Genomic DNA, 13,101 nt, shown 5'->3' on the forward strand with positions numbered 1-13,101 from the left:
TTACAACACCTCACAAAAAGGAGTGATTCCTTTGTATTCATTATATACGGATGCCGCCACCCAACCGCAAAGCGGGTTAAGCGCGGGGGGCATTCTCTTGATTCATGACCACCACCAAACCCAACACGGCATTGCTTTGACCGCGACGACCAATCATTTGGCCGAGTTCGAGGTGGCCACCCTGGCCTTTACGCAACTGGCTCACGATTTAGGCGCCCAGTGCGCCACGACCACCGTGCTCTTTTACACGGATAGTCAAATCGTGAGCCAGAGTCTGGAAAAACGGTACGCGAAACATTATCAGCCGCAGGTCGACGCCCTCTTGGCCGCGCAACGACCCTTTCAATTGGTCCTCACGCAGTGGGTACCCGAGAAACAAAACCTGGGCGCTCACACCCTAGCCAACCAGGCCCTTCACGCCAGAGAAGACGTTAAGTAGGTGGTCAGCTGCTTTTCGTATTCGCTCCAATCCGGTGTCCCGCCGTACAACGCGGAGCCGGCCAGTAACCGTCCGATCTGTGGGCCGGTGGTCAAACCCGACGAGCCTAACCCGGAGGCCACTAAGAAACGCTCGTGTTCCGGTAACGGACCGAAAAACGGCGCGAAGTCGCTGGTATAAGCCCGCGTGCCGACCCGCACACCGGTAATATTCTGATCCGTCAACCCACTCATCAGGCGTTGAGCACTGGCCAACAGGTCGGCCGTGACCGCGGCGTCTAGGCTCAGATCAAAGTGCTTATCGTCTTCGTGAGTGGCCCCGACGATTAACTTCCCGTGGCCGAACGGCACAAAGTCCCGTTCGCCTTCGGGCATCAAGACGGGCATCCGCTCCTGTAGCGGGTAATCCTTAACCGCCAGTTCGATCAACTGGCCCTTTTGAGCCCGGACATCGGTCCGAACGTGCAGCGGGTTCAGTAATTCGGGTAACCAGGCACCGGCCGCGACGATGACCCGGTCGAACTGTTGCGCGCCTAACGACGTCACCACGTTCTCGTCAGCGTCCAGCTGAACGCGTTCGTGTCGGACGGTCAGGTTGCGTTGACTAGCCTGGGTTAGCAGTGCCGCAACTAAGGCCCCGCCGTCGACTCTTGCCCCACCACTGAGGAAGACCCCGGCTTGTGGGTTGGTCAGTAACGGCACCTTGGCTTGAACTTCCTGGGCCGTCAACTGTTGGACCGTGCCCATCGCGGGAGCAGTCTTGCGTCGTTCCTGGGCCAAAGCATCTAGGGCTTCCAGGTCTGGTAACGCAGCGCGGGTGACGATGGTCCCGGTCTGTTGATAGACCTCAGTACTTAGCTGCGCATCGTGGACCAATTGGGGATACAGGTCCGCCCCATCCTTAGCCAAGTGATACCACCGCTGATTACGGCGCTTGGACAACCACGGCGAGATGATCCCGGCCGCCGCTTTACTGGCTTGGCCGTTCCCGTCATCGAATAAGGTCACCTGTACATGTTGGGCGCCCGGTAACGTACTGAGATAGTACGCCGCGGTCGCGCCCACGATGCCGCCACCGATGATTGCAATTCGTTTTTGCATCTAAATTCGACCTCCTTATACCGCCAATCTGACACTCGCTTTCATTCTAGCATAACTTCTTTGGCGGCGACGACGATTCTGTCCGGGGTTGGGGGAAAAAGCGGTGAAAACTGCACGATTGGCCGGTTCAGCAGCGTTTAAGTTTGTTTAAACTCCCGGTCATCTTCAGGCTAGCGCTCCGCGTTCTCCCCAGCTCCACGGTGAAAACTTCCTATAATAGTTTCAACCAGTAAACGTGTTAGACTAAGAGTAATTCTAACAACCTGTAAGGAAGTGTCTACCATGACTGAAGCCGATTCCGCCAAGTATTCGATTACCGTAACGGCCGATGACGACGGCAACGTCAAATTGGCGTCCACCCTCGATGAGGGCCGCACCGTAAGCGCGCTGATGTTGTCGGCGCTGAGCACCATCAAGAAGAGTCAACCGCAATTGACCCAAAAGCAGTTTCTCGCTATCTGTAACGGCATCTGGGACTATGATCAAAAGTATTGAGTCCACGCAAAAGGGACGCCACCTTCACGTTTTCGTGTTGGTGACGCCCCTTTTTGACTGACTTTAAGTTACTTGAAAACCTTGAACCGGTCGGCATCGGCCATGAAGTCCTTGTCGCCCGCCGGCGCTTCGATGGACCCAAAGTCCATTTCGGCCCGTAGTTGCCAGCTCGCTGGGATATCAAAGGCGGTCCGCACCTGGTCATCGATCAGTGGATTATAGTGTTGAATGTTCGCACCCAAGCCATTTTCCGCTAAGGACGTCCAGACCGCGAATTGCGCGTTCCCTTGCGCCTGTTCCGACCAGTCACGGAAGTTGTCGGCGTACAGTGGGAAATTGTCCTCAAATTGCTTGACCACGGCGGTATCCGTAAAGAACAACACCGTCCCAAACGCGGCCTTGAAGCCGTTGACCTTGTCCGCCGTCTTGGCGAAGGCATCATCGTCCTTGACCACCTTACGTAGTTCGTCGTGCACGATGTCCCAGAGTCGGTCGTGGGCCTGGTTGAACAGGATCACGGCCCGGGTCGTCTGGTTGTTAAACGGCGTTGGCGCCAACTTGATGTTGGTTTTAATCAGGTCCGTTAAGTCGTCCGGCGTGGCGGTCACGTTGCGGCCTAAGGCGTAGATACTTCGACGTTGTTTCGCTAAATCAATTAATTGGGTTTTCATTAGGTAAAGTCCTCACTTTTTAGAATTAAGTTTTAGTTTAACCAGCAGAACATCTCTGGTGTGAATCTAGCATATCAACTTACTTTTTGAAAGTAAAGGATTTTAACTTGCGGGTCGTAAAAGTTGGGTGACCTGTTGTTGGACCCACTCACCGGTGTAGGTCGCGGGCGGTTGACATAACACGCCGAGTAAAAAGGTCCACACCGCCGCTACTTGGTCGGGCGCCACAGTCACCTGCGCCTGAGCACCCCACAAGGTCAAGACCGTCTTAAGACTCTGGGGCAGCGGCCAGGGCGCCGTTAGCACGAAGGCTACCGCGCGGGGGTGGTCCTGCTGATAGGCCAACAGGTTAGCAATTAAACGCTGAAGCATGGTGGTCGCGTCCGGTGAGTCCAACACCCCCGCTCGCAACGCCGCCCCCACCTCGTCTAAGATCTCCGCCCGTAACGTCGCCAGTAGACTGGCCTTGTCGGGAAAATGACGATAAATCGCCGCGGGCGTCACCGCCAAGAAACGGGCCAACTGGCGGAGCGATATTTGGTCCGCGCCAGCAGTCTCAAGTTCTTGCCGGGCGCGCTGCTGAATTACCGCGGCTAAGTTTTCCCGGTGATACGGTTGTTTGGTCATCTTAACGCCCTCCTTAGGCTAACACTGATGCCATCACTATTTTAAGCCTATATTATCACTGTTCACATTAAATGTAAACAGTGATAACATAGGCTGCTTTTAGCTAACCTTTACGCTTTTTTTACACGTTAAACCACTGAATGGGCTTACAATGAAGGTAATCATCCTATTAGAAAAGAGTCGTCCTTATGTCTGAAATCGTTTCTCGTCGCCGTTTAACCTGGCAATTCGCGGGCTTCTGGCTCACCTGGTTAGTGGTCCAGGTCGTCATCAATTCCCCCATCGAGCACCACTTGTCTGGTTGGTCCCAAGAGCTGACCCTCGATGCCATCAAATTAGTCGTCTGGCTGGGCGGTGGCTGGTGGTTCATCCATCAGGCCCAGCCCCAAACGCTCGCCATCGCCCCACGAGATCAGTGGCGGCCCAACTGGCACTTCACGGCCGGTTACCTCGTCTGGGGGGTCATCGTGATCTACCTGCTCGGCCAATTCTGGCTCGCCCACCACGGTCTACGCGTCAGTCATAGCTTTCTGTCCGAGTACTGGGGCCGCTACTTCGTGGTCGTGGGGATCACCGAGGAGTTCGTTTTCCGGGGGTACTTCTTAAACGCCCTGCTTAAACACACCAGCTTCGCTTGGGCCAACACCATTCAGGCCATCGCCTTCACCGCGATGCACATCCCCCGTTACCTCACCACTATTCCGCCGATGAGTCCCACGGCCTGGCTCAGTAACCTGGTCTCCGTTGCCCTACTGGGTGCCCTCTTCGGCTGGTTGTACGCCAAGAGTCGGTCACTCTGGCCCGGCATCGTCGTCCACATGACCTGGGATATTCTGGTCACGTTATTCGCGTAAGCTGGCACTCATTATCGAAGTCAATCAAAAAAAGAATTGTCCCGCTAAACGATTTCAATCATTTAGCGGGACAATTCTTTTTTATAGCTAAGTCTTATTGGTTAACCAAATATAATTCTGAGAAGGATGGTTAGATAAATCCCACAGATTTGCGAGTCCTTCTTCCTGTTATTTTTCTGGATTTTTGGCGCTAATCATTATATGCTCAGCGTAAGAAGTAGGAAGTAAGACGTAAAACAAAATAGGAGGTTGGCACCATGTTAAACAAACCAACCAGTTATCGTATTAAACTGTCTAGCAAAGGTCAGATGGTCCTCCCTGCCCAGCTGCGACATGACCTAGGCTTAAAATCAGGCGACGAACTACAGCTAACCGTTGCTGCCGATGGTTCTATGACTTTAGAAGCCAAGCCGCTTGATTGGAATGACTTAATCAAAGGGTTGCCCACCGAGAACGTTGACATTGACGAAAATGGTAATTTTGATAAAAGTCAATCTCCGGAATTCTATAAATGGATGAAGGGTGATGATCCCGATTAGCCCCGCGTCCTTTGATAACTTAGAACTAAACGATTCGATCATGATTCACCTACCCTACACCATGACCTCAAAAGGCCAAGTCAAGCATTTTAATCGACCGGCACTGGTACTACTACTCAAAAATAACCGAGCAATCGTTTTTCACTGTACGAGTAAATTTTCCACTAAAACGCCCGCCATTCAAGCGCGTTACTACAAAATTAATGATTGGCTGGCTGCCGGACTGAAAAAACAGTCATACATTGATGTCGGTCGTGCCTACTCCATTAATATTTCAGCAATTTTGCGACAACATCCTATTGGAAAACTCACTCTAAATGATCAATTAGGTCTACAGGAGTTCTTAGCAACTTGGCGTAACCAACAAAAGTGACGAAAAAACGACCTTAGAAATCAAAAAGGATTTCTAAGGTCGTTTTAATTGGTAGATTCAAAAATAAGCTCAGTCTTCAATAACTACTCTGCGGCCGTAGTGTAAACACAAGCATCGTCTTGGCACGTATCGGTGTCAAGGGCGATTTAAAAATGTCGGTTTGGCGGTCAACCGACGCCTTTTAGTCGATATTTAATCCCCAAATGTTGAGAATAACGTGCACCTTGTGTTGCCGGTAAGGCGTGACGGCCCATGCTTTTCCGCCAGACCAACTTAACCGAATTGGAACGCGCAGCCGAATACTGACTGTTAGCTGAAGCCATAACGGTAGTAGCCCCTAACATGCCCACCCCAACTACTAAGGCACTTTTTACATTTTTTCATAGTCTGCTCCTCCTACTAGTTAGGTTAGTGCTTTACCAGGGTAAATCATACAACCCTTCTTAACTATCATGAAAATGTATTCATTCCCCAGCATAGTAATCATTCACAACTAACAACCAATATCGTGACAAACTAAAAGTTGGCCCTAGAAACCGTTAAACGATTTCTAGGGCCAACTTTTAATAATCGATATTTAGGAATCAATGTCTCCAAATGCCTGAATAGGTTATTTAAGCACCGTCAGAGCATCCCCGTACCTCAGTAGCGGGTCGTCCCCGTATCCTCGTGTAGTTCGCCGTCCCACTGTTCGCTGACCACGGCGGCCGTTTCGCGGCGAAAGACCCGCAGTAACGTCAAGAGGCTTTCGGCGCTGTTTTCAACCGTCAGTTCATTTTCGGGCAACCAGTACACCCGGCCCTCCGTGCTAGCGTGCAACTCCCCGGTGAATTGGTCGCTTTGGTACAATAGTCCCAACTTGCGCCGGCCCCCGGCCACGTCGAACCACTCGCAGGTGCCGCAGAATTCGGCGGTGGTCAAGACCAAACCGGTTTCTTCGCGGACCTCGCGGATGGCGGCACTGAGCCCGCTTTCGCCGACCTCGACGTGTCCCCCGGGAAAACTATGCCCGGCCTTCCAGGGTACGTTGACCTTATCTTCGACCAGCACTTGTTTGGTTTGGGGATCACGCACCAAGACCATGGTGACTAATTCGACGGGTTGCGTTCGGGACATCTGAACCACTCCTCTAAGCTTTTTCTTCCATTATATCAGTTTCCGGGTAAACAAAAAGGAGGCTCACGGGCCTCCCTTATTTTGACGTTCAGTTTAAGCTTGACGTTGATTATTGTTTTTAGATTTCATGAGCAGGGCTTCGCCACCGTAGCACAGCACAGCCAGTGCCGCGAACGCAACCGGAAAGCCGACGGCCCAAAGCAGCGACTTCATCAGTACCAGACTCAACAACAGAACTGACAGCACTACCATCACAATTAAAACCAAAGTATCTTTTTTCATAGTTATTCCCCCGATTCCCCGAATATTTGTGGCCCCAACCACATTTACAGGGTAGCAAATTCGCCGAGGAGTTGCAAACTTCCACGCCAATCTTAATGAAACCTAAACTAACGTTTTACGAACGGTGGTCTAGACTTGACCCCGCCGGTTGACTCGCATGGTGCAACCGTTCCAGTTGCCCCCTAAACTCTGGGGCGTACTTTTCTTGATCGGAGGTAAAGGCGCTTAGCTTGGCGTTTAGGCTGATGGTGTAATCGGCGTGTTCGCCGTGCTCGCCTTCATCCAAGCCCTGGCGTTCCTCAACGGCGTTAACCCGCATTGGAATAAACTGCTTCAAGATCCAGATCAACAGGCTACCCACAATTGCAACAAAGGCAATCGTAAAGACCGTCGCCAGCAACTGAATTCCTAACAGGTGCCAACCGCCACCGTAGGCTAAGCCGTTCGTGGTCACGACCGAGTTAACGGACTTGGTGGCGAAGACCCCGGTCAAGATACTGCCGACGATGCCGCTAACCCCGTGACACCCGAAGGCATCCAACGCGTCGTCCACGCCCAGTCGTGGCTTGAGTAACGTGATGAAGCTATAGCTGGCTAACGTGGCAATTGCCCCAATAGCCATGGCCCCCGGAATCGTGACGTAGCCGGCCGCCGGGGTAATCCCGACCAGCCCACACAACGTCCCGGTGCAGACCCCGACCAACGTTGGCTTGCCGGTGGTCCAGACGTCTAAGATCATCCAGACCACCATCGATACACCGGTCGCTACCGTGGTGGTAATCGCCGCTTGCATGGCCACGTTGTTCACGGCTAGCGCACTGCCGGCGTTAAAGCCGTACCAGCCGATCCACAGAATGGTCGTGCCCAGTAAGACCCACGGTAAGTTGTAGTGGTTCTTGCTGTCGACCTTAAGGCGCGGTCCCAACCAGATGGATAAGATCAGCGCCGTGACCCCGGCGTTGATGTGCACGACGGTCCCGCCGGCAAAGTCTAGCACACCCAAGTTGGCTAACCAGCCGTCCGGACTCCAAACCAAGTGAACCATCGGGTAATAGATAAAGATGGACCACATGATCAAAAACGCCAGTAAGAACTTAAAATGTGTCCGACCGACGATCGCCCCAACGAACAATGCCGGCGTGATGATCGCAAACATCATTTGAAATAGGGAATAGTCGCCGATCGGAATCTTCGTGGCGGTCAGCCCGCCCAGATTGACGCCGGCCATGAAAATGTGTTTGAGGTTGCCCACAACGCCCAAGATGTTCCCGGAAAACGCCAGCGTATAGCCCAAGGCGATCCACAACACAATCGCGACCCCCGTCATAATAAAGACGGATAACATGGTGTTGACCACGTTCTTTTCGGTGACCAGACCACCGTAGAAGAAGGCCAACCCGGGAGTCATAAATAAGACCAAGATACTCGCAATTAACACAAATGCCGTATTTGCCAGATTCATTCGCAACGCCCTCTCTGCTCTTTATGTAATAAGTTCTAACACCAAAATGACGGTTTGTCATGCTGTTTTTCATTTTTGACGGCCATTCGATAGATGATTTAACAAAGAAAGGGGCCACAACTGCTAAAATATCAGTAGTTGTAGCCCCTTTATTATTTTATGTAATTTTTTCTCACATGCCGGTCATTGGCCTAGGCCGACTCCCAACAAGCTTGATGGTACTTCTCCTCGTAGATGGCCACAACTTCGCGGACCGCGCACAGCTTTTCCGCCTGGGCCAACGTCAGACTCGTGACGGCCATCCGGTGCTCCCGTAACGCCTTAAACTGATCCGCGGAGATTCCCGTGAGCCGACTCAACTCCGTGTTCAACAACGAACTCTCCAAAATAAAGCGAATATCCCCATAAACGCCAGTCATGCCATTTCCCCCATGAATTCTAATTTGTGGTACAGACCAATTGTACCCAAAATTAGCAGAAATTGCACGGATGATTAATTATTAATATTATTATCATGACTGGCCTGGTCGGTCGCCTGCGCCGTCCAGCGGATCAACTCTGGATACGGTAATAAGGCGTTAAAGATCAGTTGGCTATAGCTATAGAATGAAAGCATGTGTGGTTCTCCCCTATAATAAATATTTTTATCATTAATCAAGAACTCTTAGTTTTGGGTTCCCTAACTATTTTACCAAAGATCCTCCCACCGGACCACCCCAAAAAGGCCTAACCTCTAAGAAGTTAGACCTTTGCGTCATTTATTTAGTGAAATGCCGCCGAACTGCGGCCGGGATCATCTTGCGAATGCCGCCCCGCGGGTCCTTGACGTCGCCCACGTAACGCGGAATCAGGTGAATGTGGGCGTGCATCACCGTTTGGCCGCCGGCGGGGTTGACGTTGATCCCCACGTTGTAACCGGCCGGCTGATACCGCTGGTCCAAAAAGGCCTTGGCCTGAAACAAAAGGTCATCCATGGCTTGGCGGGTCTTGACCGGCACGTCGAAGTAGGTCGCGTAGTGGTCCTTCGGCACGATCAACAGGTGCCCCTTGCGGACCGGATGTAGGTCCCAAAACGCCTTGGCCAAGTCATTTTCCAGTACCAGATCCGTTTTCTGACAAAAGACACAGTCTGGTTGTCGCATGGCTAATGCGCCGCCTTGTGCCGGGGTTTCCGCTGGGCCCAGAACTGGAAGTAGTCCGTCCGCAGCGCCCCGTTATAGAGTTTGCGTTTCTTGGTGGCCTTTTGCCCGTAGAAGTGTTCGAACTCCAGGTCGGCCGTCAAGATGTACTTCGACCAATCGGTCAGGGGCTTAAAGACCTGCCCCATCTGCTTGTACAACGCGCGGACGCCGGCTTGGTCGCTCAACCGTTCCCCGTAAGGTGGGTTGGCCACGATGACCCCGTGATGCAGGTCGGTCGTGAAGTCCTGAACCGCTAGCTGTTTAAAAGTAATGTCTTGCGACAGCCCCGCTTCGGCGGCGTTACGTTTGGCGATCTCAATCATACTACCGTCGATGTCGCTCCCAAAGATCTGTAGCGGCGTGTCGTAGTCGGCCTTTTCGTCGGCTTCGGCGCGGACCTGGCGGCTGAGTTCGTTAGGGATCCAGTCCCACTTTTCGCAGAGAAAGTCGCGGTTATAGCCGGGCGCTAAGTTCCGGCCGATCATTGCGGCTTCGATGGGGATAGTCCCGGAGCCACACACGGGGTCGACGAACGGCATGTCGGCGTGCCAGCTGGTCAACGCGATCAACGCGGCGGCCATGTTTTCCTTGATGGGCGCGCCCCCTTTGCCAACCCGGTAGCCACGCTTAAACAGACTCGGACCGGTGGTGTCTAACGTCAAGATGACGTGGTCCTTGTTGATCATGACTTCCAGTGGATAGGTCGCCCCGGTTTCGGGCAACCGCGTCCGCCGGTGGTAGATGGCGGCTAATTTCGTGGCTACGGCCTTCTTGACGATGGCTTGGGCGTCAGGCACACTGTGCAGTTGCGACTTTTGCGACCGGCCTTCCACCGGAAAGGCGGCGTCCATGGGTAAGAATTGGTCCCACGGCACGGCCTTGGTGGCTTCGAAGAGTTCGTCAAAGGTCACCGCGTCAAATTCGGCCACGATGATCCGAATTCGGTCGGCCGTCCGCAGCCAGAGATTCGTTTTTAAGATGTCGGCGATGGTGCCGTCAAAGCGCACCCGCCCGTTTTCGACCTGCGTCTGGTACCCCAGGTCCCGTAATTCGCGACCCGCTAAGGCTTCCACGCCCGCTGCGGTGGCCGCATATAAATGAAATTTTTCCATATTGTCCTCCTGTTGTGCATTCCTCAAAGCGTCTGGCTCGAACCAGACATTTTTATCAGTTCAAAATGGTGCCGAAACGTGCGCCAAAGAGCACCAGGTTCCGCTTAACCCCGTTAGGCAGACAATCCCAACCCAGGATTATCCACCTGACGTCGTTAATGCTCACCAGCTAACCGCCCTTTGTCCCACTCTGATTAGACCCTAACTTTTGGCCATTTCGAGGAGACCTAGGATAATCCTATCATTGAATGGCGGGACTGACCACCATTCCCCGAAAATTTTGGTTAAAAAAAGAACGGCAGCCACCTAGCTACCATTCCTCAAGACTACTTTGCCGCCGGTCGTGTGGCGGCACTGGTCAGCTGGTCCCAGTAATCGGCCAAGCGTTCGGCCTGGGCTAAGGTGATATCCCCGGCCGCCAGGTTATGCCAAAGTAAATTATTGATCAGCTTGACCGGCACCCCGGTCGCCTGGGCCAGCTGGTACGGATTATTGCCCATGTGTTGTAAAACTAATTGAACCTTCTGACTCGTTTTCATCACTCACTGCCACCCCTTATGCTGGAAACACTTAGCGTTAAGGTAGCATAGATCACCCGTTAAGGCATAGCCGAAGGTCCTATAAATTTAGGCATAAAAAAAGTGGGAGCAAGCTCCCACCACCTGACTAAGTGCAAATCCCTGTAAGCCATGTTTTGTACTGACCGCTAACTCAGGCAGCTAGCGTCCAGCGGTAATCATCTATCTCAGACATTTCTGTCTGCCCCACGCATCGTTCGGTTCCTTACGTGAAGCTCCCCTACCAAAGTTTGGGTTTCCCGCTCGAGGGGTTTACCGCGTTCCACCGCCTAGGTTTCCCTAGACGTATCGTCACTGTGGCACTTTTCAGGGGTACTCAGGCATAGCCGCAGCCTTAGCCGTTTTTCCCCGCCGTAACGTGCAAAGCACGCCCGCCGGCTTATTTTTTCACCGACCACGAACACTACAGGCATCACAGCCTGTGCGAGAATGGACTTTCCTCAGCCGACATAAGCCGACCGCAATTACCCAGGATTTACACCGTCATTATAATTCTACAAACGATGTGACTCGTTTGGATCATTATCTAATTGAGAACCGAAAACGTGCCGTTCCAAATTGGAAAGCCGCTTTAAAATGTCCATGTTGGTGACATTCGAAGCTGCTGGACTGGCCGTTGTGGTTTGGGGTTGGCTGGCACCCACCTGCACTTGCTTGGTGAGTTCGTCAACCTTAGCCAACAACCGTTCGTTTTCTTCTTGAAGCCGTTGATTTTCCTTGACAAAGGTGTCGTAGTCCTTGATGACGTTGTCTAAAAAGCTATCCACGTCGTCAGGATCGTAGCCACGCATCTTTTGCCGAAATTGCTTTTGTAAAATTTCTTTAGGAGTAAAATTAACGTTTTCCATCGATCACTACACCTCGTTGTCTTATCGAACCGGCACTATTAATAATACCAGTCTTCAGTCATTTTGGGAACTATTATTTAAATTTTCTTGATACTCGTTGGCACTCTCCTGTAACCAATCCATATCAATCAAGGTTAAGGGGTACGGATGCCGCTCACGGTACCGGTCGATTGCCCGGTAATCGTACTGGGGCTTCCCACTTACCTCTAAATCATAAACCAAGACCGCTTCGTCCGTGTGGGTCAGCATAAATTCTTGATAGTTTCTTAATTGTTGGGGCCCGCGATAGGGTTGGCTACTAACGGCCTGGTGAAAATCCACCCGGCTGGCTAACTGCCCGTAAACGGCCTGGTTGTTTTCGTTCCACTGACTGCCGAATTCCGCAAACGGCGTCATCATCGCAATCTTCAGCTCCGGGTAGGTTGCCTTTAAAGCCAGCCCCACTTCGATTGCCCACTGTTCAACGCCCAATTGGCCGCCCGTGATCAACCAATCGACGCCATTTTCAATCTTTTCGATCAATAATTTTTTAAGCGTTGCCTTGATGACCAGTAGTTTCGGGTCTTCGGTGCCGAAAACGCCCAGTTCGTAACTTCGATACCCCGTCAGCCATAAACGACTCACGCCATCACCCACCTTATCACAAATTTACTTTCTACCTATTAGTGTAGCGAAAAACCACCCGGGGGGCAATTGATAAGGGACGATTCCCGGTGAAACGACGGGGACGTGCGGTTTAGAGTTTTTATTTTGAGGTGAGCTTGGTATAATGTCAATAACTGGGCCAGCAACACGAAGGAGTGTGAGGCATCATGACCATCCGGTATCCCAATGGGCATGCCTACCGAGCGCCGGCAACCACCCACGCCACCCACTTTTCCGATACGTATACCAACTACGGTAAGCGGGGCATGTCGTTGGAAGAAGCGCTCAACGAAAGTAATGTTTACTATGAAACGCACGGCATTGCGGTCGTGCACAAGAAGCCGACCCCCATTCGGATTGTCAAAGTCGATTACCCGAAGCGCAGTGCCGCGGTGATTAAAGAGGCCTACTTTAGCACCGCATCGACGACCGATTACAATGGCGTTTATCAGGGACGGTATCTCGACTTTGATGCTAAGGAAACCCGCAACAAAACCGCGTTTCCCCTGAAAAACTTCCATCAGCACCAAATTGACCACTTCCGCGCTTGCACCGCGCAGGGTGGCATCTGTTTTGCTATTATTAAGTTTGTGGCTCACCAGGAGGTCTACCTTTACCGTGCAGAAGACCTCTTCACCTTCTGGGATGATCAAGCTACCGGCGGGCGTAAGTCCATTCCCTACACCGAGATTGCGGCGCACGGGATCCTGATTACCCCGCATATTCAGCCTTTAATTCCTTACCTAAAGGCCGTAGATCAGTTGTTCGCCTAATCGCAC

General features: G+C 52.2%; 19 protein-coding genes and 1 other RNA gene. 6 read left to right on the top strand and 14 right to left on the bottom strand.

What is annotated here, in order from left to right; all coding sequences use genetic code 11:
• Positions 1-22: 22 nt before the first annotated feature.
• Complete coding sequence (locus tag RI501_RS07790) at positions 23-439, top strand: ribonuclease HI family protein (RefSeq protein ID WP_313821456.1); 417 nt, start codon at positions 23-25, stop codon at positions 437-439.
• On the opposite strand, the gene RI501_RS07795 is transcribed toward RI501_RS07790, so the two are convergent.
• Positions 415-1,539: an NAD(P)/FAD-dependent oxidoreductase gene (locus RI501_RS07795; protein WP_313821458.1), complete on the bottom strand. Its 1,125-nt coding sequence runs from the start codon at positions 1,537-1,539 to the stop codon at positions 415-417. The two genes, RI501_RS07790 and RI501_RS07795, sit on opposite strands and share 25 nt — an antisense overlap.
• A 282-nt stretch (positions 1,540-1,821) precedes the next feature.
• On the opposite strand from RI501_RS07795, the gene RI501_RS07800 reads away from it, so the two are divergent.
• On the top strand, positions 1,822-2,034 hold the full coding sequence (locus tag RI501_RS07800) for a hypothetical protein (protein WP_057730052.1): 213 nt from the start codon (positions 1,822-1,824) through the stop codon (positions 2,032-2,034).
• 68 nt (positions 2,035-2,102) lie between these two features.
• Here the strand turns inward: RI501_RS07800 and RI501_RS07805 are convergent, their stop codons facing one another.
• Both RI501_RS07805 and RI501_RS07810 read right to left on the bottom strand, forming a co-directional pair.
• Complete coding sequence (locus RI501_RS07805; RefSeq protein WP_313821461.1) at positions 2,103-2,705, bottom strand: nitroreductase family protein; 603 nt, start codon at positions 2,703-2,705, stop codon at positions 2,103-2,105.
• Between the two features lie 102 nt (positions 2,706-2,807).
• On the bottom strand, positions 2,808-3,332 hold the full coding sequence (locus tag RI501_RS07810) for a TetR/AcrR family transcriptional regulator (RefSeq protein ID WP_313821463.1): 525 nt from the start codon (positions 3,330-3,332) through the stop codon (positions 2,808-2,810).
• A gap of 188 nt (positions 3,333-3,520) precedes the next feature.
• Here RI501_RS07810 and RI501_RS07815 point away from each other — a divergent pair, with 188 nt between their 5' ends.
• The 3 genes from RI501_RS07815 (at position 3,521) to RI501_RS07825 (ending at position 5,098) form a co-directional block, all read left to right on the top strand.
• Positions 3,521-4,186 carry a CPBP family intramembrane glutamic endopeptidase gene (locus RI501_RS07815; RefSeq protein WP_313821465.1) on the top strand — a complete coding sequence of 222 codons (666 nt, stop codon included), beginning with the start codon at positions 3,521-3,523 and terminating at the stop codon, positions 4,184-4,186.
• A gap of 257 nt (positions 4,187-4,443) precedes the next feature.
• On the top strand, positions 4,444-4,725 hold the full coding sequence (locus RI501_RS07820) for an AbrB/MazE/SpoVT family DNA-binding domain-containing protein (RefSeq protein ID WP_313821468.1): 282 nt from the start codon (positions 4,444-4,446) through the stop codon (positions 4,723-4,725).
• Positions 4,712-5,098, top strand: a complete 387-nt coding sequence (locus RI501_RS07825; protein WP_313821473.1) for a hypothetical protein — start codon at positions 4,712-4,714, stop codon at positions 5,096-5,098. Before RI501_RS07820 ends, RI501_RS07825 begins: the two co-directional genes overlap by 14 nt.
• Positions 5,099-5,740: 642 nt before the next feature.
• Here the strand turns inward: RI501_RS07825 and RI501_RS07830 are convergent.
• The 11 genes from RI501_RS07830 to RI501_RS07880 form a co-directional block, all read right to left on the bottom strand.
• The gene (locus RI501_RS07830) at positions 5,741-6,214 is read right to left on the bottom strand and encodes an 8-oxo-dGTP diphosphatase (RefSeq protein WP_313821475.1); all 474 of its coding nucleotides are present in this window, start codon (positions 6,212-6,214) and stop codon (positions 5,741-5,743) included.
• Between the two features lie 93 nt (positions 6,215-6,307).
• Entirely contained in the window at positions 6,308-6,496 is a 189-nt protein-coding gene (locus RI501_RS07835) for a hypothetical protein (protein ID WP_313821477.1), read from the bottom strand.
• A 115-nt stretch (positions 6,497-6,611) separates the two neighbouring features.
• Entirely contained in the window at positions 6,612-7,958 is a 1,347-nt protein-coding gene (locus tag RI501_RS07840; RefSeq protein WP_313821479.1) for an ammonium transporter, read from the bottom strand.
• A gap of 191 nt (positions 7,959-8,149) precedes the next feature.
• The gene (locus RI501_RS07845) at positions 8,150-8,377 is read right to left on the bottom strand and encodes a hypothetical protein (RefSeq protein WP_313821481.1); all 228 of its coding nucleotides are present in this window, start codon (positions 8,375-8,377) and stop codon (positions 8,150-8,152) included.
• Between the two features lie 74 nt (positions 8,378-8,451).
• Positions 8,452-8,574 carry a hypothetical protein gene (locus RI501_RS07850; protein WP_313821483.1) on the bottom strand — a complete coding sequence of 41 codons (123 nt, stop codon included), beginning with the start codon at positions 8,572-8,574 and terminating at the stop codon, positions 8,452-8,454.
• Between the two features lie 142 nt (positions 8,575-8,716).
• Positions 8,717-9,100, bottom strand: coding sequence for an HIT family protein (locus RI501_RS07855; protein ID WP_057730069.1), 384 nt, complete (start codon positions 9,098-9,100; stop codon positions 8,717-8,719).
• Between the two features lie 2 nt (positions 9,101-9,102).
• A complete protein-coding gene (locus RI501_RS07860; protein ID WP_313821486.1) occupies positions 9,103-10,251 on the bottom strand; it encodes a THUMP domain-containing class I SAM-dependent RNA methyltransferase in 1,149 nt (382 codons plus the stop codon).
• A gap of 326 nt (positions 10,252-10,577) precedes the next feature.
• A complete protein-coding gene (locus RI501_RS07865; protein ID WP_057730072.1) occupies positions 10,578-10,790 on the bottom strand; it encodes a hypothetical protein in 213 nt (70 codons plus the stop codon).
• 139 nt (positions 10,791-10,929) lie between these two features.
• Positions 10,930-11,305, bottom strand: an RNA gene (gene rnpB / locus RI501_RS07870) — RNase P RNA component class B.
• Positions 11,306-11,323: 18 nt separating this feature from the next.
• A complete protein-coding gene (gpsB, locus tag RI501_RS07875) occupies positions 11,324-11,677 on the bottom strand; it encodes a cell division regulator GpsB (RefSeq protein WP_057730074.1) in 354 nt (117 codons plus the stop codon).
• Between the two features lie 54 nt (positions 11,678-11,731).
• Entirely contained in the window at positions 11,732-12,301 is a 570-nt protein-coding gene (locus RI501_RS07880; protein WP_313821489.1) for an SLOG family protein, read from the bottom strand.
• Positions 12,302-12,489: 188 nt separating this feature from the next.
• On the opposite strand from RI501_RS07880, the gene recU reads away from it, so the two are divergent.
• Positions 12,490-13,095, top strand: a complete 606-nt coding sequence (recU, locus tag RI501_RS07885) for a Holliday junction resolvase RecU (protein ID WP_313821491.1) — start codon at positions 12,490-12,492, stop codon at positions 13,093-13,095.
• Positions 13,096-13,101 lie beyond the last annotated feature (6 nt).

Source organism: Levilactobacillus zymae, from assembly GCF_032190635.1.
In the GTDB taxonomy this organism is placed as follows: Bacteria; Bacillota; Bacilli; order Lactobacillales; family Lactobacillaceae; genus Levilactobacillus; species Levilactobacillus zymae_A.